The sequence below is a fragment of the Methyloprofundus sp. genome (assembly GCF_965251085.1).
GTDB lineage: Bacteria > Pseudomonadota > Gammaproteobacteria > Methylococcales > Methylomonadaceae > Methyloprofundus.
Map to the genome: position 1 here is coordinate 3,015,796 of NZ_OZ252594.1, position 26,217 is coordinate 3,042,012.

The window sequence follows — 26,217 nt, forward strand, 5'->3', positions numbered from 1 at the left end:
TGAGCACGAATTTATAGTGCAAGATATTGAATTAATATAACACTTTCAAAAAATCTTAGATTCACGTAGGTTAATCGGGGGTTTTTCGGAAGTGCTGTGGAATCAAGAGCTTGCGCTATAAACCGTGAGCAACTGATTTTTCTAGGTTTAAGAGGTACAATCATTTTTTGTTGCTTTATTAAACACTACTACTTTAAAAATTCAAAGACATAAGCTATGGTATAAAAGATACCATTACAATTAATTTTTACTATCGACTTGGAGTCTCAATGGATATTGCTGAATTACTCGCGTTTTCTGTAAAAAACGGTGCCTCGGATTTGCATTTATCTGCCGGCCTCCCGCCTATGATTCGAGTGGATGGCGATATTCGTCGAGTTAATATTGATGCTTTCAACCATAAACAAGTGCATGCGCTTATTTATGACATTATGAATGACAAGCAGCGACGTGACTATGAAGAGTTTTTTGAAACAGATTTCTCTTTTGCATTACCCGGTTTAGCTCGATTTCGTGTTAATGCCTTTAACCAGGAGCGCGGTGCAGCGGCGGTATTTCGTACCATTCCCTCGGAGATATCATCTCTGGAAGACCTGGATGCACCTAAGTTTTTTACCACATTAACTGAAAAATCGCGCGGTCTGGTACTGGTCACAGGCCCGACAGGCTCAGGTAAATCAACTACTCTGGCGGCTATGATTAATCATATTAATCTCAGTCGATATGAACATATTCTGACTATTGAAGATCCCATCGAATTCCTGCATACCAGTCAAAAATGTCTAATCAACCAACGGGAAGTGCATAGAGATACGCAAAGCTTTAATAACGCATTAAGATCAGCTCTAAGAGAAGATCCCGATATTATAATGGTCGGTGAGATGCGGGATATTGAAACCATACGTCTGGCACTTACGGCTGCTGAAACAGGTCATCTGGTTTTTGCCACACTTCATACCACCTCTGCTGCAAAAACCATAGACCGTATTATTGACGTTTTTCCGGCAGCCGAAAAAGAAATGATTCGTTCCATGCTTTCTGAGTCATTACAAGCCGTTATTTCACAAACCTTATTGAAAAAAATCGGCGGCGGACGTATCGCCGCACACGAGATTATGGTCGGCACACCCGCGATTCGCAACCTGATTCGTGAAGCGAAAGTCGCGCAAATGTATTCTGCAATCCAAACGGGGCGTCGTGATGGTATGCAGACTTTGGATCAAAATCTTAAAGAGCTGGTAGATGCGGGAAAAATAACCTCCAAGGCGGCTATGATTAAGGCCGTTAGTAGAGATATGTTCCGTTAAGTTATCAAGGAGAATACTATGGATTTTGAGAAGCTATTAGAATTAATGAGTACACAAAAAGCATCAGATTTATTTATTACTGCGGGGCGAGCAGCTGCATTGAAAATTGATGGTAAAATTAAAGATGTTTCAAAAACCCCACTAACAGAGGAACAATCTCTACAGCTGGTAAAAAGCATCATGTCGCAACGCCAGCGCGATGAGTTTGAAAATACTAAAGAGTGTAATTTTGCCATTAGCCGTCATGGACTAGGGCGTTTCAGAGTTAGTGCATTTACCCAAAGAGATGCTGCTGGAATGGTTCTAAGACGTATCGAATCTGAGATTCCAGACTGGGAAAGCTTGCACCTTCCGGCTACTTTAAAAGATGTCATTATGGAAAATCGTGGCCTGGTGCTTTTTGTTGGTGCCACCGGCACGGGTAAGTCGACTTCACTGGCTTCTCTAATTAAATACCGTAATGAAAACAGTAGCGGACATATTATCAGCATAGAGGACCCTATAGAATTTGTGCACCCGCATTTAGGTTGTATCGTAACTCAACGTGAGGTGGGTATGGATACTGAATCATATGAAGTTGCACTAAAAAACACCCTCCGCCAGGCTCCTAATGTTATTCTTATTGGTGAAATCCGTACCAGAGAAACCATGATGCACGCCCTGGCCTTTGCAGAAACAGGTCATTTATGCTTATCCACCTTACATGCAAATAATGCCAACCAGGCAATAGATCGTATTTTGCATTTCTTTCCTGAAGATATGCATGGTCAGGTTTTTATGGACCTTTCACTAAATTTAAAAGCAATTATCGCTCAGCAACTGGTTGCCCGGGCTGATGGCAAAGGTCGCTACCCAGTGATGGAAATTCTATTGGGCACACCCTTAGTTTCTGACATTATTCGTAAAGGTGAAGTGCATAAATTAAAAGAATTGATGAAATCTTCAAGGGAGTTAGGCATGCAAACCTTTGATCAGGCTTTATATGATTTATACACTCAAGGAAAAATTAGCTATGAAGATGCACTTAATGCCGCTGACTCTAAAAATGAAGTCCGCTTGATGATTAAATTAGGTGCACACTCTGATTTCTCCGGCGAAGATCAGGAAATAAGCTTAGCAAATATTGATGAAGATGAAGGTGGAAACATTCGCTATTAAGTGCTATTACACTTAGGAGCGAGAATTTAATAATACCCGAGTCTGACTTGTTCCTGCCTACGCAGGAATGACGTTTCTTTTGATTCCACAGTCGCACTAAAAAAACTGTTGCGTAGCCTCACTGCGCCTGTTTTCCTTACACGCCTGTGATGCCAAAATCCTGCGTCATACTTGCGAATATTATTAAATTCTCGTTCCTTAGCCAGTTATCGATCTATCTTGTGAGCGAAGCCGATTAAAGCCTGCTCTACTGCATTTAGGAAAAGCCTTGTTGCCGCCAGGCTTCATATAAGGTTACAGCGACTGTATTAGACAAATTTAGACTCCGACTTTCCGGCAACATAGGTAAGCGAAGCCTTTGTTGTTCAGGTAAGCTAGTTAAAATACTATCAGGCAATCCTCGTGTTTCTGGCCCGAACATCAACACATCCTCGGGCTGAAATGCCGTGTATGAGTAGCATTGCTTAGCTTTAGTCGTTAATGCATAAACTGTTGCATATTGCTCATTGCTTAAGAATGCAGCTATATTTTCATGCACCTTTATATCTGCCCATTCATGATAATCCAGCCCAGCTCTACGCAGCTTTTTATCGTCCAGCTCAAAACCCAAAGGTTGGATTAAATGTAATTTTGCACCTGTATTGGCGCATAAGCGAATAATATTGCCGGTATTTGCGGGTATTTCCGGTTCAAAAAGTACGATATTAAACATTTATAATTCCAGCTCGACATAGGGTTGCAAACAAAAAAAAGCCCAATGTATTTAAAAACACATTGGGCTTTTTATTCAATGCCTGTTAATTACTTAACATTCACTGCCTTTAGTTTCCAGATATCATCACTATAACTCTGGATAGTACGATCAGTAGAAAATTTTCCACTATTGGCTGTATTGATAATGCTCATACGCGTCCAGCGATCTTTATCCTGATAGGCTTCTTCAACACGTTTTTGTGCGTCAATAAAACTACGGAAATCCGCAATCGTCATCCACATATCATCTGAACTCTTAATGGAATTGATAACATCATCAAAAATACCAGGCTCACACTGATTAAAATGCCCACTTTCTAGTAGGTTCATCACGCGTTGTAAGTCTTCATCCTGAGCAATAATTCCCATAGGGTCATAATGATTGCGCATTTCTTCAACTTCAGTTTCAGTTAAGCCGAACTTGAAGAAATTATCATCGCCAACTTCTTCGCGGATTTCTATATTTGCACCGTCCAGCGTGCCAATGGTTAACGCGCCATTCATCATAAATTTCATGTTACCAGTACCAGAGGCTTCTTTACCCGCAGTAGAGATCTGCTCCGATAAATCAGCTCCTGGACATATTTTTTCCATTGCTGAAACGCAGTAGTTTGGCATAAATACCAGTTTTAATTTTTCACCTACATCCGGATCATTATTAATTATTTCAGAAACGTTATTAATCAGCTTAATAATACGCTTTGCCATGTAATAACCTGGTGCAGCCTTACCACCAATCAATACACAACGGTCTGTCCAGTTAGCTGTATCACCACGCTTAATACGCTCATACAGGTGTATGACATGTAATACATTTAACAACTGACGTTTATATTCATGAAAGCGCTTTACCTGTACATCAAATAAAGCATTTACATTAAGATCGATATCATGCTCTGTTTTTTTGAAGTCAATTAATGTTTGTTTGGCACTTTGTTGTAATTCATACCATTTTTTGCAAAACTTTTTATCATCAAGAAATTTTTCAAGTTTCTTTAGCTCTGACAAATTAGTAATCCATTTATCGCCAATTTTTGAGGTAATAAATTCTGCTAATTCAGGATTACATGCTGCCAACCAACGTCTAGGAGTAACGCCATTGGTTTTATTATTAAATTTTTCTGGCCATAATTCATAGAAATCTTTAAACAAGCCTCTTTGTAATAATTGCGAATGCAACTCTGCGACACCATTGACTGAAAAACTACCGACGATAGCAAGATAGGCCATTCTTACATGCTTATGACCATGCCCTTCTTCAATTATGGACATGCGCGTTAAACGCTCATTATCGCCAGGCCATTTTGTAGATACCTCAGCCATAAAGTGAGCATTTATTTCAAAAATAATTTCCATTACTCGCGGCAATAAATGTTCAAATAAACCAACCGACCATCTCTCCAATGCCTCCGGCAATAAAGTATGGTTTGTATAAGCCATGGTTTTTGTCACGATATTCCATGCTTCAGCCCATTCTATATCATGATTATCAATTAATAGGCGCATGAGTTCTGCCACTGCGATACTTGGATGCGTATCATTCAATTGAAAGCAATTTTTTTCGGCAAAATGGGTAAAATCATTTCCATGTCGTCCCACCCAGTTGGCAACAATATCCTGTAAACTTGCTGACGCTAAAAGATACTGCTGCTGTAAACGCAGTGCCTTACCATTTTCATTAGCATCATTGGGATAAAGTACCATGCTGATATTTTCAGCTGTATTTTTTGCAGCAACGGATTCAGCATACGCTCCCGCATTAAATTCATCTAAATTGAATTCTTCAGTGGCTGTTGCTTTCCATAAGCGTAAAGTATTGACCGTACCATTTTGATAACCAGGAATCGGGGTGTCATAAGGTACGGCCAAAATATCATGTGTATCAATCCACATTCTCTTCTTTGCACCTTTATCATCAACCGCTTCCACGACCTTACCACCAAACTTAATACGGTTTGTGTATTCTGGGCGTTCTATTTCCCAGACATTGCCATTTTTTAACCAGTGATCAGGTCGTTCGACCTGTTCTCCATTAATAATAGCCTGGGTAAACATGCCGTATTCATAGCGTAAGCCATAGCCGGTAACGGGTAATTGCAAGGTCGCACAACTATCTATAAAACAGGCGGCTAATCGACCCAGACCACCATTACCCAGGCCAGCATCAGGTTCGCTATCTATCAGTTCTTCTATATCCAGGCCTAAATCATACATCGCCTTTGTTACTTGATCAGTAACACCTAGATTAAGCATGGCGTTACTTAACGTACGTCCCATTAAAAATTCCATGGAAAGATAATACGCTTTCTTGCAATCTGTCTCTCTATAAGTATTGTAAGTCTCTTTCCAGCGTTCAACTAAACGGTCACTTATCGCCAAGGAAAGTGCTTCATAAGCGTAATGTGTTGAACGACAATGCTGGTCACGACCTAAGCGGTGACTGTAATAGCGCTTAAAGTCTGCAGTTATATTTTTTTTATCCAGCCCTAATTTTGGTAGTTCTGTAATATCAGAGCAAGGGTTACTTTTTTTAAATACGTTATTTGGCATATGCTTTTACTAGGTAAGATTTAAATTTATTAAATGTTCTTCAGGGACATGCATGGAATAAGATCGATTACTGGCGTAGAATTTTTATTCGCCTCTAAGTTGCAGAAGACGGATAAAAGGGCAAACTAGTTGTCGAAATAATTTCGTGTACATTCCTTAGGGAAAGCATACTATTAATAAGAAAAATCTACGCGCTCATACTCATAGAATGAGTCTATTGAATATTGCACACTCGCTCGTAACTACTCGCTAAAAATGCTTATCAAAAATAATTAGTATGCTTCTAGAATCTACAATTTACCGTGACATTGTTTATATTTCTTCCCTGAGCCACATGGGCATGGTTCATTGCGGCCAACTTTTCTATCTTCTCGAACAAAGGGGACTTCAGTTTCATCCTTATTGTTTTGTTCCTGACTCGCTTGCTGACTAGTTTCTGCTTCCTCTAACCCGCTATCAGCTTCAGCATGTTCAAAGTGCATTTCTTGTGGTGTCTGACGCTGTTCATCAATAGCATCAACATCTTCTTTCTTGTTGATTTTAACTTTAGATAAAATACTGATGACTTCATATTTTATTTGGTCAAGCAAACTGGCAAACATATCGAATGCTTCACGCTTAAATTCCTGCTTAGGATCTTTTTGCGCATAACCTCTAAAGTGAATTCCTTGTCGCAAACTGTCCATTGCGGCCAAATGCTCCTTCCAGCTATTGTCCAGAACTTGTAGCATGACTGATTTCTCAAAATGGCGCATCACATCTGCACCAGTCTGCTCTTCTTTATTAGCATATTCTTTGGCAATGATATCTATGACTGCCGTGCGTAATGATTCTTCGTGTAAGCTTGAGTCATCTTCGAGCATTTTTGCTACAGGGATATCAACTTCAAACTCATCTTTTAAATGTGCTTCCAAGCCGTCAATTGCCCATTGCTCTTCCATTGTTTTGGGTGGGATGTATTTAGTTATTACATCATTAACCACATCCTCTCTAATCACCTTGATAATGTCACTGATATCCTCAGATTCCATCAATTCGTCACGTTGTGTATAGACAACTTTACGCTGATCATTAGCAACATCATCATAGGCAAGCACTTCTTTACGTTGATCAAAGTTTCTTCCTTCAACCTTTTTCTGTGCATTCTCAATCGATCGAGTTACCCATGGATGTTCAATTGCTTCACCTTGTTCCATGCCAAGTTTTTTCATCAAACCCGCAACTCTATCAGAAGCAAAGATACGCATTAAATCATCTTGCAGTGACAAATAAAACCGTGTTGAGCCAGCATCACCCTGACGACCAGAACGACCACGTAACTGGTTATCTATTCTGCGTGACTCATGTCGTTCTGAACCAATAACATGTAGCCCACCACTGTCTTTTACGCGCTCATGTCGTTCCTGCCATTCTTGTTTAACATGATTTATTTCAGCTTGCGTAGCATTTTCACCTAATGTTAGGATTTGAGCATCTAAATTACCACCCAGAACAATATCTGTTCCACGTCCGGCCATATTTGTAGCAATGGTTATTGCTGCCGGCATACCTGCTTGTTCAATAATATGCGCTTCGCGTTCGTGCTGTTTAGCATTCAGCACTTCGTGTTTTATTTTAGCTTTATTCAGTACATTCGAAATAAGTTCTGAATTTTCAACTGATGTAGTACCGACTAGTACTGGCTGGCCTCTTTTTACACACTCTTTAATATCTTCAGTAATAGCCTGATATTTCTCATCTGTCGTCAAATAAATCAAATCGCCTTTGTCTTCTCTAACCATAGGTCTATGAGTTGGTATTACAACAACTTCTAGTCCATAGATTTTATTTAGCTCGAATGATTCTGTGTCCGCCGTACCTGTCATTCCTGATAGTTTTTCATACAGGCGAAAGAAATTCTGAAAAGTGATAGAAGCTAGTGTCTGGTTTTCATCTTGAATTTTTGTGCCTTCTTTAGCTTCCATAGCTTGATGTAAGCCTTCCGACCAACGTCGTCCGGGCATAACTCGACCAGTAAACTCATCAACTATAATCACCTCATTGTTGTGAACTATATAATCTACATCTCGATGATATAATGTATGCGCTCTTAATGAGGCGTTCACATAGTGCATTAACCTTATATTGGTAGGTTCATATAGACTTGCACCTTCTTCTAACAGTCCATGTTCAACCAATAACTGCTCGATATGTATATGACCCGCTTCGTTTAAATGAATCTGTTTGGACTTTTCATCAACCGTATAATCACCAGGGCCTAATTCCTCACCTTCTTTTTCACCTTCTTGACGTTCTACTTTTGCTAAAAAGGGAATGATTGCATTTGTTTTAATATAGTTTTCAGTGCTATCTTCAACAGGACCTGAAATTATTAATGGTGTTCTCGCCTCATCAATTAAAATTGAATCTACTTCATCGACAATCGCAAAATGCAAGCCTCTTTGTACTTTTTGATCAAGACTAAACGCCATATTATCGCGTAAATAGTCAAAGCCAAACTCATTATTAGTTCCGTAGGTTATATCAGCTGCGTACGCTTCTTTACGCTGCGCATGATCCAGGTCACTAATAATAACCCCTGTCGTCAGGCCAAGAAATCCATATAATTGCCCCATCCATTCGGAATCTCGTGCTGCAAGATAATCATTGACCGTGACAACGTGTACACCTTTTGCAGGCAAGGCATTCAAATACGCAGCAAGGGTAGCCATTAAGGTTTTACCTTCCCCCGTTTTCATCTCTGCGATCTTGCCTTCATTAAGCACCATGCCGCCCACCAGTTGGACATCAAAATGGCGCATACCATATACACGTGACGATGCTTCTCTTACCGTAGCAAACGCTTCAGGAATTAAATTATCTAATTGTTCACCTTCAGCTAAGCGAACTCTAAATTCTTTAGTTTTTGCTTGTAACTCTGCGTCTGTTAATTTTGCATATTCTTCAGCAAATTGATTAACCGACTTTACTGTTTTTCTTTTCTTTTTAATTAATCGGTCATTACGACTACCGACAACAAATTTAACAAGCTTACCTAGCATCCTAATTTACCCAGTGTGAATTCATTTTGAGACATATAACTTATCAATTATAACCTTTTTTCGCTATATCAGGAACAAACAATCCTATTTTAATTTTATTGCATTCATTCTTTAAAACGACTAGCGTCCTACTTTACTTTTCTCTAAACGCAAAAAAGCCCCTGTTACTTGCGTAACAGGGGCTCTGTGCTTCTAATTCCTACTCAGTGTTAACTGAGTATTCTATTCATTAGATGAATGTTGGAATTAATGGAGCATCTACCATAATCATTTGACGGTTACCATCTTCGTCGAAGAAGAATAGTAAGCCAGCAAAACGACTGTCTGGATCGTAGATCAAGTCAGCTAAACGGTAAACTTCCCATGCAGCATCAGAAGCAGTTACTTCAACAGTTCTAGTCTCACCTGGAGCTAGAGGGCTGTTATCAGAAACAGTTAAACCTTCTTCAGCTAGTAGATCATCAGGATAACCTGTTTCATCTTCTAGTACATCAGGCTCTAGGAAACGTACAGATGCAGTCATGAACTCACCTAAACGAACCGCAGAATCACCATTGTTAGTGATTGTTAGAGTCATTTGCATTGCACGACCAGGAACACGATAGCTAGCATCTTCAACTTTTACATCAATTGAAGTTTCAGGCAGATCAATCCACTGAATACCACGCATCAAACCCGCTTGTAATGGAGTTGTAATTGGGTATTTGTCATTCGTAGAACCCATAGCCGCCATGACAAGAGCCATAGTACCAACAGCGAATGCGATACCTACTTTCTTATCAGTAGCACTGATTAATGTATCAGCTTTGCCAGAAGTAATAGCGATATGACGTGGAATAAACATTGGACGCTTGATCCAAAATAATAACCAAGCAAAACCAATACCCATCCATAATGCATGCCAGAAGTATACGTTATCTAACGCATAATCTTCTAGATCAAGTGTTTCACCCGTTAATGTAGTCAAAGGGTTAGTGAAGTCAGACATAGAACCAGTAATAGTTACCCATTTACCTGGACCAATGATTGGACCCCCGCCTTCAACGTTCATCATAGTGTGAACATGCCAGTCACCTGGACGACGTGCTTTTAGAAGTACTTTAAAGTCATAAGTCTCACCAAGTTCTAGTGAAACTGAACGAGGCACTAACTGACCACCGATCCAAGAACCTGCACGAATAAATACAGGACCTGGAATACCAATGTTCAGGAATGCTACTTCTGGTTTATCAACAGTTTCTGGCCATCCAGCGAAAACGTGGAATTTACCTTCAATAACTACTGTTTCGTTAACCACTACTTCATCTTTTGACCAATTAAGATCAAACCAGTGAATAGTACGCATACGCATGAACGCTGCTTGAGACTTTTCACCATGTGCAGATGCTGCAGGCGTGTAGAACATCGCAGATGTTACAGCCAAAAGCAATGCGACAAATGATAGTTGAGCTATCTTGTCTTTTATTGTTTTCATATATCTCCTCCAAACTAGAGAAATTTATTTTCGTTTATCAATAAATATAATATTTATTGCATTTTTAGTTATTATTAAATACTGTCAGAATCAATGAAGTCAGTTTTGTTAAACCAACGACCGAAATAATGCCACAAGAAGTATATGATAATACAAACGAAACCTGAGAAGAATGCAGATACTGGAGCAACGTCTTTACCAAACGTTCTTAGCGTTCCTTTCTCAACCATTCTGATATACTCAGGAGTACCAGTACGTACATAATGGTAACCTTGTAAATCAGCTAATGTAAACATCATACCGTTGTATTCAACAGGCACGTGTAAAGGAGCAATAATTGGCCAGTTACCTGGGTAGAACAATAGTCCATATGCCAAGCCACCAATAACAGCTGTCAAAACAAAGCTGCCTGAAAGCATTAACACAACATCAAGAACGATTGCGCCAGGAACTAGATTAGATGGGAATACGAAATTTACTGGGAAATAAGTCCAACCCCAGAAGTTCAAATAACGGTTAATCCACTCACCAATCATAAGAGCCATAACAGCTACTACCGCACCAAAAGGTAGACGGTAACGGTACCATAGCATTGATTGAACAGCAGCTGGAAAAGTAATTGATACGATTGGCGCTACAGTTACCCATAAACGTCTATCTTTCCAATCTGTCCAGAAATCCCAGTCACCACCAGTTAACATGTAGTGAATATGATATCCACCCAGTACAGCAGTGAATAGTGTAAAGAGAATCATCCAGTCCAACGTGCGTGAAACTTGTACCGCTTCAGCGCGTGAACGTACAGCTGATTGAGATGCACTCATTAGCTTACCTCCAAAAAAATTATTTTTATTATCATTACCTCTCTTTCATCTCGCCATCTAACGATGGCGAGAATAGGAGATAACAAGTTTTCTACTATATAAATCAAAAGCCTGCTTTATATTAAGCTAGGTCTTTCTTAAGTAGTTTAGTTAATGCTTCTACTTCGATGTTTACAACACCCATAATCGCTAAAGCAGCCCATCCGAAGAATACGAAGCCATAGTGAAGAGGTGCAACAAACAATTCTTCCATAAACCAGAAAGTGTGTCCCCACTCATTCAATCCAACATTTGGAAGAATCATGAAAGGACCAATTACTGATATCAAATACATCATAGATAGACCTTCTTGATAAGCAGGCAATCTAGTTTTTGCATATAAGAAAGCAGCAACACCAGTGATGATGTAGATTGGGTATGACAAGTAGAATTCGATGATATGACTAGGTGTAAAATCAGTATCACGAACAATAGTTTGATGCCATGTACCATCTTGCTCTGTGAAGTACGAAGCTCCCCAGTAGATAGCCCAACCGTACATTACTAACCATGTCCAGTGAGTAAAATGTCTTCTTAACTCTTCACGAGGAGTGATAGACATAACATTACGATCACGTGATTTCCACAGATATCCCCAGATAGTCGAAGCAAGTATCACTTCAACAACTAGCTCAATGTACAACATATTCATCCAATATGTTTCGAACTCAGGTGCGAATGAATCTAAACCAGCAGACCATCCGTATACACCTTCGTACCAACGAATAAATGAATAGAATACTAAATACAACATAAACCCAGCGATCAGGTTAGTTTTGTTTAGTAGTGGTGCTTCTGAAGCGTCAGCTTTCACTGAATCAGTTGTAGCAGCCATTATTACCTCCTAAAAGTAAATAATTAAATCTCTCGGCAAACACCGAAAGCATTAATACATCCTGTAACATCATTAATAATGATGACACCATTCCATTTGAGTGTTGCTAAGTTTATCAACTTTCTCCTTCATGTCAAGCAAATCTATACCGGCATTAACATTGAGTCGACACGACTAATTTAAACTTTTGATTTCCCTAACTTAATTAAAATACATTTTTTTATAATAAATCACCCCAGCCCATTCTTTCAGCCTCATACTGGCATTGCATACCCACTAAACTGTTTATCTAGGTAGCAATAGCCTCTTACTTAGAGCCCTTCATTCAATTTATTTGTAAATACATATATTGTATTGAGCCAACCCTGTCATGACACCCTTAGCCCTCCAAGCCTTCAGCCAGTTAAAGTTATTCTTGATTACCCACAGCTCTCAGCTAGACTCCGTCATTCCAGCTACCATTTTAAAACGGGACAAAGCAATGCAGGCTGGGTTTGCTTATCTAGCGAAGCGCAGATAACGTAACCCAGCCTACGGTATCCCGTCTTAAGTGCATAGCCGTCATTCCTGCATGCTTTTAGCAGGGATCTCGTAGGTTAAGCATAGATTCCCGATAAAAGACTTCGGGCATGACGAGTTTTTAATATACTGCCTAAATCCTGCAAGCATTATACATAATAATCCACAAAACTCCTTATTAAACAATGATATAATATCATTTTCCTGATTTCACTATCTCATTGTTTTAATGAAGCCCTCTAAAGTATCAAAATCCTCATCTCACGTAAGAAACCGTACCCGAACGGTAAAAATGACATCTACAGCACATGGATTGACAAGCCAGGCGGGACTGATTCCCGTCGTGAAATATTTAGACAGGATAGGTTTTGAAAAAACCGTAAAACAAAGCGTTCCACATCGGCGGGGTGAAAATGCAGACCATCACTTATCTGATGTGGTTCTATTGACGTTGGTTGGCATGATGGGGGGAGCAACATCAATGGCAAAGGTGACGACCGTATGGGCAGATAGCGTACTGCGCAAAGTAGCTGGCTGGATAAAGATTCCTGTTGAAACCACAATTTTACGGATCTTTAAGGAAGTAAGTGATAGGCAGATAAGCCAGTTTGAAACGCTCACGCATACTTTGCGTGGTCAACACTGGCGGCGATTGCTTCGTTCCGGAAAATCGAAAACTGGCATACAATCCGTCCAGTGGGTCGATGTCGATTCAACTGTGGACACCGTTTGTGGTCGACAAGAAGGAAGTGCCAAAGGCTTCAACCCCAAAAAGAAAGGTGCCCGTTCATACCATCCACAACGAATAAGGTTAGATTGTGATCGCGAAGCGAGCCACAATCTGAACCGTTTGTTGGACAAGCCCGGCACGATAGTAGGAATTCATTTAATGCGCTCTATGAAAATAGCTTTTTGTTGATCAGCCCGACTGATGAATCGAACCTCTGTTTTTACCTGTTTAACTGAACTTTGAGCGTTGTCCATTGCAGTCAACTCTCAAAGTCCAAGTATCGGAGCAAAATTCTGCCTTAATCTCCGATTTTAGCCCAAGCAACTCCCTCAGCATTTAATCCGCTGATAGCCTGGGTCGAAGTGTTTAAATTTACATAAGCGCTAGTGATTCCAATTGTTAAGTTGGCAAAGGCTGAAACATTATTTCCACCCTGGGTATTTGCCGACGCCCAACAACCATCGCCCCGCCACAACATTTGCAACTGAATGCCGGCCGTACTTTGAGTGCACGCAATATCTTCGTCGGGTCAAACTTTAGCAGGGAGTGAATCAACTTAATAACACCCTTGCTATTCGGATGTAAAAAGCCATAATTGCGCGCACGACGAAAGCCTTTAGGCAAAACATGTTGCAGCACCAGCCACAGAAATTTAGCCCCCGATACCGTTTTGGTTTGATAGCGTTTGGTTTTGCTGTCTTGATAACGGTAGGTTACTTTGCCATTTTGGCAGGATAAGATATCCTGTTCACGAATCACACCACGATACAGGTATCGACCCAGATATATCAATGCTTTATCGCCTGCACCGACAAACTTACAATCGACCACCCATTTTTCCGGAATAGCTGTGGGAAATGGCAACTTTTCTTCGTTCATACGCGCTAGCATCTTTGCACGAAATACTTTTGCTAGTGCTTTATGATGAAACAGGTATTTGCCTTCCTTAGTGCGCCAGAGCTTCTTGATTTTATCCACGATTGCCGCAGGCATAATGACATGAATATGCGGATGATAATTTAATTCGCGTGAGTGTGTATGTAAGACAGCAATCGCCCCGGCATCGCCTTGCAACTGCTTATCATTTTTACTAAAACTCTGTAAAGTCGCCCAGGCACAGTCAAACATCATACTGTAAAGTAACCGCGGATGCTGCCTGGCTAACGACCTTAACTGCGCAGGTAAGGTAAAGGTATTCATAAAATAATCAGCAGGGACTTGTTTTTGTACCTGTCGTTCAATCCATTGTTGACTCTCATGATGTTGACAATGCGGGCAGTTACGCTGGCCACAGGAATGAGGCACAAAGGTTTGATAGTCACAGTCTGCACAGTTAACCTGCATCACAGGACTCAGCTGTGTCCGACAGCTCTTCATGGCATGTAATGCACTGATCTGATTGGAGCGTAAACGAGATTGATACTCGCTTAAAAAGTCAGACTGAAATTGATCAATCACTGCAGCTAGGGTTATCATGAAATCTGCCCCCAGTGAATAGAAAAGTCATTGACTAACTGATTAATGTGCAGCTCTGCATTCTCATCGGTAATATCGGTCAAATGCGTATAGCGAGCCGTGGTTACTAAACTGGTATGGCCCAGAATCTTCTGCAACTCAACTAAATCAACCCCGGCTTCTAACAGGTGAGTGGCGTAACTGTGGCGCAGCGAGTGGCAGGAAATCTTTTTTTTAGTCCCATTTCTTGCGTCACAAGACGGATTGTCTTCTGGATGCCACCGCGATCAAGGGGGGATTCAGCAAGATGTGCACCTTTTAGACCCCGGGCACGGTTGGGAAATACCAGCACTGGATTTTTATGCACAGCCCAAAACTTACGCAACACCTTCAAGGTATTCACAGGCAAAGGCACAAGCCGATCCTTATTGCCTTTGGCATTGCGAATATGTACCCGCATGCGTGTCGCATCAATATCACCTACTTTCAGGCTTAAGCCCTCGCCCAAACGTAAACCTAGACTGTAAATCGTAAAATAAAAAACTCGATAGCTTAGATTACGGGTCGACATAAACAGTTGTTGTGCTTCAACCACAGTGACAATATCGGGTATACGCGTACATCGTGGTGGTTTAATCATTAGCACATCAACCCACGGCTTTTGTAGCACATGTGTATAGAAAAACTTGAGACCATAGAGATCTAGTTTCACGGCACTCCAGGAAAGGCGGCTTAAAAGAGCATGAAAATAATCCACCAGTTGATCTTGCGTTAAGTTATCCAGATGCCCCTGAAAGTGTTCCCCGATACGGCGAATAGCGCGTGAATAAGCGTCAATGGTTTTGGGTTGCAGTCCCTTAAGCTTTAAATGCTTACAGTGCTGGATATAATAATGGTTGAATTTAAGCTCTATCGATGGTGTCATAACAGTGTAACCTCATTATTGTTAGTTGGATGAGCTTACAAGTTACCTGTTATGCATATAACAGGCAATGAGGTTACACTTTAAATTTAAGGGATGCGCTGTTTTTCTCCGCGATAGCGGCTTCGTCCAACGAATAAGGTTAGATTGTGATCGCGAAGCGAGCCACAATCTGAACCGTTTGTTGGACAAGCCCGGCACGATAGTAGGAATTCATTTAATGCGCTCTATGAAAATAGCTTTTTGTTGATCAGCCCGACTGATGAATCGAACCTCTGTTTTTACCTGTTTAACTGAACTTTGAGCGTTGTCCATTGCAGTCAACTCTCAAAGTCCAAGTATCGGAGCAAAATTCTGCCTTAATCTCCGATTTTAGCCCAAGCAACTCCCTCAGCATTTAATCCGCTGATAGCCTGGGTCGAAGTGTTTAAATTTACATAAGCGCTAGTGATTCCAATTGTTAAGTTGGCAAAGGCTGAAACATTATTTCCACCCTGGGTATTTGCCGACGCCCAACAACCATCGCCCCGCCACAACATTTGCAACTGAATGCCGGCCGTACTTTGAGTGCACGCAATATCTTCGTCGGGTCAAACTTTAGCAGGGAGTGAATCAACTTAATAACACCCTTGCTATTCGGATGTAAAAAGCCATAATTGCGCGCACGACGAAAGCCTTTAGGCAAAACATGTTGCAGCACCAGCCACAGAAATTTAGCCCCCGATACCGTTTTGGTTTGATAGCGTTTGGTTTTGCTGTCTTGATAACGGTAGGTTACTTTGCCATTTTGGCAGGATAAGATATCCTGTTCACGAATCACACCACGATACAGGTATCGACCCAGATATATCAATGCTTTATCGCCTGCACCGACAAACTTACAATCGACCACCCATTTTTCCGGAATAGCTGTGGGAAATGGCAACTTTTCTTCGTTCATACGCGCTAGCATCTTTGCACGAAATACTTTTGCTAGTGCTTTATGATGAAACAGGTATTTGCCTTCCTTAGTGCGCCAGAGCTTCTTGATTTTATCCACGATTGCCGCAGGCATAATGACATGAATATGCGGATGATAATTTAATTCGCGTGAGTGTGTATGTAAGACAGCAATCGCCCCGGCATCGCCTTGCAACTGCTTATCATTTTTACTAAAACTCTGTAAAGTCGCCCAGGCACAGTCAAACATCATACTGTAAAGTAACCGCGGATGCTGCCTGGCTAACGACCTTAACTGCGCAGGTAAGGTAAAGGTATTCATAAAATAATCAGCAGGGACTTGTTTTTGTACCTGTCGTTCAATCCATTGTTGACTCTCATGATGTTGACAATGCGGGCAGTTACGCTGGCCACAGGAATGAGGCACAAAGGTTTGATAGTCACAGTCTGCACAGTTAACCTGCATCACAGGACTCAGCTGTGTCCGACAGCTCTTCATGGCATGTAATGCACTGATCTGATTGGAGCGTAAACGAGATTGATACTCGCTTAAAAAGTCAGACTGAAATTGATCAATCACTGCAGCTAGGGTTATCATGAAATCTGCCCCCAGTGAATAGAAAAGTCATTGACTAACTGATTAATGTGCAGCTCTGCATTCTCATCGGTAATATCGGTCAAATGCGTATAGCGAGCCGTGGTTACTAAACTGGTATGGCCCAGAATCTTCTGCAACTCAACTAAATCAACCCCGGCTTCTAACAGGTGAGTGGCGTAACTGTGGCGCAGCGAGTGGCAGGAAATCTTTTTTTTAGTCCCATTTCTTGCGTCACAAGACGGATTGTCTTCTGGATGCCACCGCGATCAAGGGGGGATTCAGCAAGATGTGCACCTTTTAGACCCCGGGCACGGTTGGGAAATACCAGCACTGGATTTTTATGCACAGCCCAAAACTTACGCAACACCTTCAAGGTATTCACAGGCAAAGGCACAAGCCGATCCTTATTGCCTTTGGCATTGCGAATATGTACCCGCATGCGTGTCGCATCAATATCACCTACTTTCAGGCTTAAGCCCTCGCCCAAACGTAAACCTAGACTGTAAATCGTAAAATAAAAAACTCGATAGCTTAGATTACGGGTCGACATAAACAGTTGTTGTGCTTCAACCACAGTGACAATATCGGGTATACGCGTACATCGTGGTGGTTTAATCATTAGCACATCAACCCACGGCTTTTGTAGCACATGTGTATAGAAAAACTTGAGACCATAGAGATCTAGTTTCACGGCACTCCAGGAAAGGCGGCTTAAAAGAGCATGAAAATAATCCACCAGTTGATCTTGCGTTAAGTTATCCAGATGCCCCTGAAAGTGTTCCCCGATACGGCGAATAGCGCGTGAATAAGCGTCAATGGTTTTGGGTTGCAGTCCCTTAAGCTTTAAATGCTTACAGTGCTGGATATAATAATGGTTGAATTTAAGCTCTATCGATGGTGTCATAACAGTGTAACCTCATTATTGTTAGTTGGATGAGCTTACAAGTTACCTGTTATGCATATAACAGGCAATGAGGTTACACTTTAAATTTAAGGGATGCGCTGTTTTTCTCCGCGATAGCGGCTTCGTCCAACTCGCTTTTCTAGCGGAAACAAAAGAAATTTTACAAGCCTGGTTCCGGACAGGCAATGCCTTTACAAGCAATGGTGTTGTAGAATTTACCAAACAGTTACTTGCACACTTGCCCAATCGGATGCGCATTATTTTTCGCGGTGACAGTGGTTATTTTGTCGGTGATTTGCTTGAATTTCTCGATACCAGAGGGCATGGGTATCTAATAAAGGTTAAACTTAAGAATTTGAACGCATTGCTGGCCAAACAGGCCTGGACAGCCATACAAGGCCGACCCGGTTGGGAGCAGAGCGAGTTTCAATATCGTTGTGGTGGCTGGTCTCGCTCTCGTCAGTTTGTCGCGGTCAGGATAAAGCAACCTAAACAAGTGACAGGACCTCAGTCCGAGCTTTGGGATACGGCAGAATATGACTATTTTTGTTATGTAACAACTGAACCTCTATCGCCTTGGCAAACACATAAGAAGTATGGTGAACGAGCGACGTGCGAAACATGGATTGAAGAAGCAAAATCACAAATGGGTTTAGGTAAAATCAGAACGAATCAATTTCTGGCTAATGCCGCATTATTTCATTGCGCCGTTCTTGCCTACAATACCGTGCGCTGGATGGCTCAATTGAGTGGCAACAAAACGTTGTGCCAATGGGAGCCGGATACACTTCGTACTTATCTGATTCGGGTGGCTGGAAAATTACTCACAGGCAATAATCAGCTGAGAGTCAGAACACCTGCAGGCCCGCTCTATCCACAGGAATGGGATGATTGGGTTAAGGTGGGGTTACTCGCTTAACATTAACCGAAGTTAAGTCACTTTGATTAAAAGGTCATGGCACGTTGGCAGGGTGTTTATTGCCTTGGGCTCGGGGGATATCCATACGATACAAAAAATTTCCTCTATTTATGATTTAAATCTGGATATTTTGATCGGTTGGACAAAGAGGGCTGGCAAAGCGGCAGTAAAAACCTAATAACCACTTAGCTAGACAGGTTAATGAGAGTCAAAATATGGGCTTGCAGGATTTAGGTACTGTTTTTAATGTTTTATTCTCTTATGGCTGAGAGTTGCACGTAATCAGGAAGTTATTTAATAACTTATTCACTTACTTTAGTTTTATCCTAGAAAAATCCGTTGAGTGCGATTTTATTGTGCAAGACATTGAATTAATGCAATACTTTCAAAAAATTGTAGCTTCACCCATAGGTTAAGCGGACATTTTTGGACGCGCGATGGAATCAATAGCTTGTGCTAGAAACCGTGAGCAACTGGTTTTTCAAGGTTTATAGTGACTTAGCCAAAACGAAGGATATATCAAGTTTCTTTAGGCGACATATCCCATCATAATTTTTCTGTTAGAATATTAGTGTCTTTTCAAATCCAATTCATTAATTAGTCATGCAAAAAAAATTTGTTCCTTTTCTGTTCGTAGGCGGCCTAGTCGGCATACTTGTATTTCAATATAAAGCTGTTATCCCTTTTGCTGAAAAAGTCGCATCATCAAGCTTATTCCTTGTAGACTCTGGAGATGAAGGCAGCAGATTCCCCTCATCAACCGAAATGACTAGCTATGCTTTCTTCCAGTGCAATAAAGCAATAAGAGACGAAATCGATAGCGAATACAACATTAGCTTCCCCACAGAACCGCTACAATCATGGTCTTTAGGAAACTACCGGTATATTGTTAACGCAGAAATAGAGCTGAATTCAGAAACGACACCTACATTTGTCAAAAAGTATGCCTGTCAAATAGGATATGACAACGAGGCAGACATGGAAGGCATTATGGACTCAGGAAACTGGACTCTTCACGGATTATCAGGTATTTCCGGGCTATAAATTTAAGGTGAGTGTTATTCTGTTTTACTCGAACAATTCTTTGAGCGACATATAATTATTCTGCATACTTAAGCTTACCGCTACCTGCTCATTAACGACTTTTGACTTATATATATTTACTGCTTTTGAAGCATTTTCTCTAGCCAATAGGCCCGACACACCCTCATCAGCTAACAAGTTAACATACTTAAAAGTTTCAGCACACAATGCTAACGTTGCCGTACGAGGGTATGCCCCCGGCATATTGGTTACACAATAATGTGTTACACCATGCTTGATAAATACGGGTTTATCATGCGTAGTTGCTCTTGATGTCTCTATACATCCTCCCTGGTCTATACTGACATCAACTAGAACTGTGCCTGGACGCATGGATTTAACCATTTCCTCAGAAACGACATAAGGCGCTTTGGCTCCTTTATTTAACACGGCACCAATCACCAAATCTGCGTCTATGCAATGCTTTTCTATTGCACTAGTAGTCGAACAAAAATATTCAACACCTTCTAGGCCATTAGCTTGCTGCATCCCCGCTCCAAGCTCGGACAGTCCCGCCTGATATACATTCGCCCCCACCCCATTCAAAGCATGAGCCGCATGAAACCCTACAACCCCATCACCTATAACCAGCGCTTTTCCATGTCGACTACCAAGTATACTGCCCATCTGCACACCATTGCCCTGGTTAAACTTAGCTAAATAATATGCGCCAACCAAGGCCGCCATATTGCCTGCAATTGCACTCATAGGCGCTAATAATGGCAATCTACCTAGCTCATCCTCTAATGTCTCATAGGCTATGGCTGAAGTACCACTACTTAACAGGCAACGTGTTAATTCTTTGTCCACTCCAGCCAAGTGTAAGAAAGTGAATAAAATCTGCCCCTGTAAATACTGGTATTCTTGCTGTAAAGGCTCTTTAACTTTAACAACGAGCTCTGCAGCCCAGGCCTCTTTAGCAGAAACCATGGTTGCCCCGCCTTGCTTATACTCTTGATCTGGATAACCCGAACCTACTCCTGCGTCACGCTCGACTAAAACCCTATGTCCCGCCTCCACAAGCTCTCCAACTCCCGAAGGAGTAATGGCGACCCGATATTCCTGAACCTTTTTTTCTTTTGGCACTCCGATAATCATTTATTTTCCTATTTTACAGGCCCACCTATCATCCTGGAAAGATCAGTTGAGCGCGAATTTATAGTGCAAGATATTGAATTAATCTAACATTTTCAAAAAATCTTAGCTTCACCTGTAGGTTAAGCGGGGATTTTTTGGAAGTGCTGTGGAATCAATAACTTGTGCTAGAAAACGTGAGTAACTTATTTTTCTAGAGCCAAGCAACTTATATTTTTTGTAACTACTCAGACAAGCTGAGAGTAGTTACAGCAAAATAAACACAAGGATGGGCAAAGGGCCTCATCCGTGCCCATCAACGAAAACAGGATGGGCACGTCGTACCTCCTTTGCCCATCCTAGTATATTAAACATATCTCTTAAACACAGGATTATTTAACACAAAACAATTATAGTAATAACTGATTTTCTGGGGAAGCCGGCCCATCCTGAAGCTTCGAGCTTGTATGTAGATTGGCTCCCCACCCTCGTCATCCATGCCGTGGAGTATCTGAGACCTGTAAGCGATGCTTCTGAGTCTGCATTCACAAGGACGGTAGGTGAAGTGTCAGGGCTGGGAAACCAGTGATCATTATAATACTTAAATATGAGAGAAAAAATGAATACTATCGGAATTGATGTGAGCTGTAAGGAATTAGTTGTTGTCGTCATGGTTAATGGCAAGGCACGTAAAGCTAAATCCTTTGATAATACTCCCTTAGGTCATCAATCAATTATTGGGTCTTTAACAAAACTTAAAGGAGAAACAAAGGTTTGCATTGAGGCAACAGGTGTCTATCATTTTGATTTAGCTGTCGCCCTTAGCAGGGCTGATAATATTGAGGTGATGGTTATTAACCCTAAGGCTGCACACAATTTTTTTAAAGTATTAATGACACGCAGCAAAACCGATACAGTTGATGCAGGGAATTTAGCTATTTATGCTGAAAGAATGCCTTTTGACGCCTGGGAACGTCCAGCCGATGAATGTATCAGCTTAAAAGCCACTGCGCGCCGTATTGCAGCTCTAAATAAGCAAAAAACACAAACTAAAAACCAGCTTCATGCTTTAGTATCAACCGTGGAAACACCTGCACTGGTCATTGAGCAGACGGAAAAGTTGATTGATATATTAGATGCACAAATTAAAACCCTTCGCGACAGTGCTCTTAATATCATTTATCAAAATGAAGAGCTGGAGCAGGCTTATACATTAATCACTGGAATCAAAGGGATTGCACAAGCCTCAGCCGTACAAATACTAAGTGAGCTTATGATCTTACCTAAGGATATGACTGCTCGGCAATGGGTTGCTCATGCGGGGCTGGACCCAAGGATCTTTGATTCAGGGAGTAGCGTGTCTAAGAAGTCACGTATCAGTAAGGTAGGGAATAAATATATTCGCCAGGCCTTGTATATGCCTGCACTGGTTTCGAGCCGCTTCGAGCCAAATATTAAAGGCTATTATCATCACTTAATTGATGATAACGGCTTAAAAAAAGTACAAGCCGTCTGTGCTGTAATGCGTAAATTATTGCACGCCATCCATGGCATGTTACGGACGAATAAAGAATTTGATGGAGCGCGTTTTTATACGCTGCCTATCACTACAGATTCATAAAAAAATATGAATATTTGTACATTTACGCTTGTGTTTTAATAGAGTATCTACAAAACGCTTGTTCTATCATGATGTTTTTTATCAAATACCTGCTTCTCTGGTGCCTGGCTGGAAATATACAATCTATTTTTGTAACTACTCAGATACGCTGAGTAGTTACAATTTTTTACTATACTATATCTTCCATTAATATTTGTCGTATGCCTTGTATACCTTGGCCTGCCCGTCTTTATCGAATGCCACTACCTTAAACGGTGCATGCTTATTACCCATTTCCATACCCGGGGTTCCTACCACCATACCAGGCACTGACAATCCCTTAATGTCTGGCTTTGCTTGTAACATGGCTTTAATATCATTAGCAGGGACGTGCCCTTCTACAATATATCCATCGATAATTGCTGTATGGCATGACGCTAATTGTCTATTTATCGCATATTTATCTTTAATACTCTGCACATCTTCAAGAACATTATCTTGCACATTAAACCCATGCTTCTTGAGATGTGCCAGCCATTTGCTACAACAGCCACAAGTAGGGCTTCTATACACCACTATATCCATAGACTTATCGTCTACCGCAACAACCGGCTTATCCCAGACACTTTGAGCGTAGGAAACATTAATGCCAACAACGTATATTATTGATAATGCTATTACAATTTTTTTCATTTTTCACTCCACCTAACTGTGATATGGCCTGCTTAAATCATGCACTGCATCGACCATTGCTTTCACGTGTTCCGGGTTAATATCTGGCAATATACCATGCCCTAAATTAAATACATGTCCAGAACCTGAACCATATTTCTCAAGAATATTTGCCACTTTCGCCGTAATCACTTCAGGATTGGCATACAGGGTTATAGGGTCCATATTCCCCTGCAAAGCAACTCGCTGTCCTACTCTAGAGCGCGCTAGACCTATATCAGTTTGCCAATCCAGACCCAGCGCATCATAGCCTGTTTCAGCCATAGCCTCTAACCATTGTCCACCCCCTTTAGTAAACAAAATTGTGGGGATCTTCTGGCCATTTTGATTTGTATTTAATAACGACCGTACTTGTTGCGCATAACGCAGCGAAAACTCTAGATATTCTTCTGTACCTAGTGCACCACCCCATGTATCAAACAGCATAACCGCCTGTGCCCCTGCAGCAATTTGCGCATTAAGATAAATAGCAACAGATTGCGCCAGCTTATCCAGCATTTTATGCATTAAATGCGGCTGCTCAAACATCAGCCCTTTTACTTTGGAAAAAGTTTTACTGCTACTCCCTTCTACCATATAAGTTGCCAGTGTCCACGGACTCCCTGAAAAACCAATTAAAGGCACACGCCCCTGCAGATTTTTTCGGATCAAGCGTACAGCATCGACCACGTATTTCAACTCCATCTCTGGATCTGGAATAGGCAGTTTTTCTATATCAGCTGCAGTTCGTACAGGACGTTCAAATCGTGGCCCCTCTCCTTCACTGAAGTAAAGCCCCAGCCCCATAGCATCGGGGATTGTTAAAATATCAGAGAACAAGATTGCCGCATCAAAATCGAATCGCTCCAGAGGCTGCAAAGTAACCTCACATGCTAACTCAGGGTTAGTACATAGATTCATAAAGCTACCAGCCTGTGCTCGTAGTTCGCGGTATTCAGGCAAATACCTTCCAGCTTGACGCATCATCCATATCGGCGTTTTATCCACTGGTTGCTTTAATAGAGCGCGAATGAACCTATCGTTTTTTAAATCACTCATATTGTATCTTAGTCCTTGTTTCTCTTAACTTTTAAATTTATATTTTCATTCTTGCAACAAGCAAAGAATATCAATCTGTACGTCCATAGTGATTCAATGTTTCAAGTAAAACTGATCTTTCAACGCCAATGGGCAAGCTTGCCTCACCAATCTTATTAAGCAAAATCAGGCGAATCTCACCATCTACATTTTTTTTATCTACTGCCATTAAATTAATGAATTCCTCAGCTGATAAGTCAACTGGCGGTTCTGTTGGAAGCCCAACCTTGCGTAGAAGTGTCTCAATTCGTTCCACATCAATATCAGTTAACAGACCCATTCTCCTGGATAAATCTGCAGCCTGGCAGGTTCCAATAGCGACCGCTTCACCATGCAGGTAGCGTCCATAACCCACTCCGGTTTCTATTGCATGTCCAAATGTGTGCCCCAAATTCAATATTGCGCGAGTTCCAGACTCTCTTTCATCGGCAGCAACAACTTCAGCCTTATTGCGACAAGATTGCTCAATGATATAGGTTAGCGCGGTTTCATCTCTGGCTAAAATTTTATCGATATTAACTTCAATCCAGCTAAAAAAGTCGTAGTCGCGGATTAAGCCATATTTAATCACTTCTGCTATTCCCGCTGCCAACTGCCGATCATCCAGCGTAGCTAAGACATTGACATCAATAATCACACATTGCGGTTGATAAAAAGCACCTATCATGTTCTTACCTAACGCATGATTTACCCCGGTTTTTCCTCCTACTGAAGAGTCTACTTGAGCGAGTAAAGTGGTAGGAATCTGTATAAAAGGTATTCCTCGTTGATAACAAGCGGCAGCAAACCCACTGATATCACCAACCACCCCACCACCCAGAGCAATCAGCGTTGCATTTCGACTAAACTGCTTACTCAATAAAGCTGTAAAAACTGTCTCCACTGTAGACAGTGTTTTATACTGCTCTCCATCTGGCAAGATAACGACTTCAACTTGAAACTGCTGCAAATGCCTACTTACCTGCTGCAGATATAAAGGGGCAACCGTTTCATTTGTCACGATGATGACTTGTTTTGATTTGATATGCTGAATCAATAAGTCCGCTTTATCAAGATTGCCTACCCCCATATAAATAGGGTAGCTCCTGTCACCCAGCTCGACCTGCATGGTATTTATCATTAATTTAATCTATTTGTATATTCTTTAAGTATCTCTTTTACTGCAGCCTTACTTTGTATTTGCCCGCTATCAATCACAAAATCGGCACAATCCATATATAAGGACTCGCGCTCGTCAAGAATTGTTTGAATTTTATCTCTTGGGTCATCTACATTGAGTAATGGCCTTTGAGAATTGCGAGATGTCCGGTCAACAATTCTATCAACAGAGCATTTTAAATAAACAACAAAACCATTTTCTTTTAAGCGCTGTCTATTTTCTTCATTTAAAATAACCCCGCCTCCCGTAGCCAGAACGATATCTTCCAGATCAGTAAGCTCCTTAATCATTTTGTTTTCTCTTACGCGAAAGCCTTTTTCTCCTTCAAATTCGAAGATAGTGGCAATATCGACTCCAGTTATATCCTCTATCGCCTTATCACTGTCATAAAACGGAACTCCCAAAGACTTTGCCAGCAAGCGGCCTACTGTTGTCTTTCCAGCACCCATTAAACCAATTAAATATATATTTTTTTTATTCATTAATGTTTTTTCATAAAAAAAGGGGCATTATGCCCCTTTTCTT

At 41.1% G+C, this 26,217-nt stretch carries 18 protein-coding genes and 3 pseudogenes; 6 read left to right on the plus strand and 15 right to left on the minus strand.

The genetic code is table 11. From position 1 onward, the window contains the following. The first annotated feature begins 269 nt into the window (after positions 1–269). Together ACQY3F_RS14055 and ACQY3F_RS14060 are read left to right on the plus strand one after the other, a co-directional pair. Complete coding sequence (locus tag ACQY3F_RS14055; protein ID WP_428355525.1) at positions 270–1,307, plus strand: type IV pilus twitching motility protein PilT; 1,038 nt, start codon at positions 270–272, stop codon at positions 1,305–1,307. Positions 1,308–1,325: 18 nt separating this feature from the next. Further along, positions 1,326–2,465, plus strand: coding sequence for a PilT/PilU family type 4a pilus ATPase (locus ACQY3F_RS14060; RefSeq protein ID WP_428355526.1), 1,140 nt, complete (start codon positions 1,326–1,328; stop codon positions 2,463–2,465). Positions 2,466–2,721: 256 nt separating this feature from the next. Here the strand turns inward: ACQY3F_RS14060 and trmL are convergent, their stop codons facing one another. From trmL to amoC, 6 genes are all read right to left on the minus strand, one after another. Next, a complete protein-coding gene (gene trmL / locus ACQY3F_RS14065; protein WP_428355527.1) occupies positions 2,722–3,177 on the minus strand; it encodes a tRNA (uridine(34)/cytosine(34)/5-carboxymethylaminomethyluridine(34)-2'-O)-methyltransferase TrmL in 456 nt (151 codons plus the stop codon). Between the two features lie 89 nt (positions 3,178–3,266). Continuing rightward, positions 3,267–5,768: a glycogen/starch/alpha-glucan phosphorylase gene (locus ACQY3F_RS14070; protein ID WP_428355529.1), complete on the minus strand. Its 2,502-nt coding sequence runs from the start codon at positions 5,766–5,768 to the stop codon at positions 3,267–3,269. A 290-nt stretch (positions 5,769–6,058) separates the two neighbouring features. Next, complete coding sequence (gene secA / locus ACQY3F_RS14075; RefSeq protein ID WP_428355531.1) at positions 6,059–8,809, minus strand: preprotein translocase subunit SecA; 2,751 nt, start codon at positions 8,807–8,809, stop codon at positions 6,059–6,061. 229 nt (positions 8,810–9,038) lie between these two features. Further along, positions 9,039–10,283 carry a bacterial ammonia monooxygenase, subunit AmoB gene (gene amoB, locus ACQY3F_RS14080; protein ID WP_428355532.1) on the minus strand — a complete coding sequence of 415 codons (1,245 nt, stop codon included), beginning with the start codon at positions 10,281–10,283 and terminating at the stop codon, positions 9,039–9,041. 74 nt (positions 10,284–10,357) lie between these two features. After that, on the minus strand, positions 10,358–11,107 hold the full coding sequence (gene amoA / locus ACQY3F_RS14085) for a bacterial ammonia monooxygenase, subunit AmoA (RefSeq protein ID WP_428355533.1): 750 nt from the start codon (positions 11,105–11,107) through the stop codon (positions 10,358–10,360). Positions 11,108–11,228: 121 nt separating this feature from the next. Beyond that, entirely contained in the window at positions 11,229–11,981 is a 753-nt protein-coding gene (gene amoC, locus ACQY3F_RS14090; RefSeq protein ID WP_428355534.1) for a bacterial ammonia monooxygenase, subunit AmoC, read from the minus strand. 748 nt (positions 11,982–12,729) lie between these two features. Between amoC and ACQY3F_RS14095 the strand changes: the two genes are divergently transcribed. Next, entirely contained in the window at positions 12,730–13,419 is a 690-nt protein-coding gene (locus ACQY3F_RS14095) for a transposase (RefSeq protein WP_428353770.1), read from the plus strand. 210 nt (positions 13,420–13,629) lie between these two features. On the opposite strand, the gene ACQY3F_RS14100 is transcribed toward ACQY3F_RS14095, so the two are convergent. The 4 genes and pseudogenes from ACQY3F_RS14100 to ACQY3F_RS14115 form a co-directional block, all read right to left on the minus strand. Continuing rightward, on the minus strand, positions 13,630–14,706 hold the full coding sequence (locus ACQY3F_RS14100) for an IS91 family transposase (protein ID WP_428352924.1): 1,077 nt from the start codon (positions 14,704–14,706) through the stop codon (positions 13,630–13,632). Continuing rightward, a pseudogene (locus ACQY3F_RS14105) lies at positions 14,703–15,610 on the minus strand (tyrosine-type recombinase/integrase). Before ACQY3F_RS14105 ends, ACQY3F_RS14100 begins: the two are co-directional and overlap by 4 nt. 457 nt (positions 15,611–16,067) lie before the next feature. Beyond that, the gene (locus ACQY3F_RS14110) at positions 16,068–17,144 is read right to left on the minus strand and encodes an IS91 family transposase (protein ID WP_428352924.1); all 1,077 of its coding nucleotides are present in this window, start codon (positions 17,142–17,144) and stop codon (positions 16,068–16,070) included. Continuing rightward, positions 17,141–18,048 (minus strand): annotated as a pseudogene (locus ACQY3F_RS14115) (tyrosine-type recombinase/integrase). Before ACQY3F_RS14115 ends, ACQY3F_RS14110 begins: the two are co-directional and overlap by 4 nt. A gap of 127 nt (positions 18,049–18,175) precedes the next feature. Here ACQY3F_RS14115 and ACQY3F_RS14120 point away from each other — a divergent pair. Together ACQY3F_RS14120 and ACQY3F_RS14125 are read left to right on the plus strand one after the other, a co-directional pair. Then, positions 18,176–18,967, plus strand: a pseudogene (locus ACQY3F_RS14120) (IS1380 family transposase); the annotation flags it as partial. Positions 18,968–19,570: 603 nt separating this feature from the next. Further along, on the plus strand, positions 19,571–20,011 hold the full coding sequence (locus ACQY3F_RS14125) for a hypothetical protein (RefSeq protein WP_428355535.1): 441 nt from the start codon (positions 19,571–19,573) through the stop codon (positions 20,009–20,011). Positions 20,012–20,035: 24 nt separating this feature from the next. Here the strand turns inward: ACQY3F_RS14125 and ald are convergent, their stop codons facing one another. Further along, entirely contained in the window at positions 20,036–21,148 is a 1,113-nt protein-coding gene (gene ald / locus ACQY3F_RS14130; RefSeq protein WP_428355536.1) for an alanine dehydrogenase, read from the minus strand. 583 nt (positions 21,149–21,731) lie between these two features. Between ald and ACQY3F_RS14135 the strand changes: the two genes are divergently transcribed. After that, the gene (locus ACQY3F_RS14135) at positions 21,732–22,745 is read left to right on the plus strand and encodes an IS110 family transposase (protein ID WP_428355537.1); all 1,014 of its coding nucleotides are present in this window, start codon (positions 21,732–21,734) and stop codon (positions 22,743–22,745) included. A 186-nt stretch (positions 22,746–22,931) separates the two neighbouring features. Here the strand turns inward: ACQY3F_RS14135 and ACQY3F_RS14140 are convergent, their stop codons facing one another. From ACQY3F_RS14140 to ACQY3F_RS14155, 4 genes are all read right to left on the minus strand, one after another. After that, the gene (locus tag ACQY3F_RS14140) at positions 22,932–23,417 is read right to left on the minus strand and encodes a DUF411 domain-containing protein (RefSeq protein WP_428355538.1); all 486 of its coding nucleotides are present in this window, start codon (positions 23,415–23,417) and stop codon (positions 22,932–22,934) included. A gap of 12 nt (positions 23,418–23,429) precedes the next feature. Beyond that, positions 23,430–24,494, minus strand: a complete 1,065-nt coding sequence (hemE, locus tag ACQY3F_RS14145) for a uroporphyrinogen decarboxylase (RefSeq protein WP_428355539.1) — start codon at positions 24,492–24,494, stop codon at positions 23,430–23,432. A 70-nt stretch (positions 24,495–24,564) separates the two neighbouring features. Further along, the gene (aroB, locus tag ACQY3F_RS14150) at positions 24,565–25,650 is read right to left on the minus strand and encodes a 3-dehydroquinate synthase (RefSeq protein ID WP_428357696.1); all 1,086 of its coding nucleotides are present in this window, start codon (positions 25,648–25,650) and stop codon (positions 24,565–24,567) included. 2 nt (positions 25,651–25,652) lie between these two features. Continuing rightward, positions 25,653–26,174 (minus strand): shikimate kinase, encoded by a 522-nt coding sequence (locus tag ACQY3F_RS14155; RefSeq protein ID WP_428355540.1) that lies wholly within the window; start codon positions 26,172–26,174, stop codon positions 25,653–25,655. Positions 26,175–26,217 lie beyond the last annotated feature (43 nt).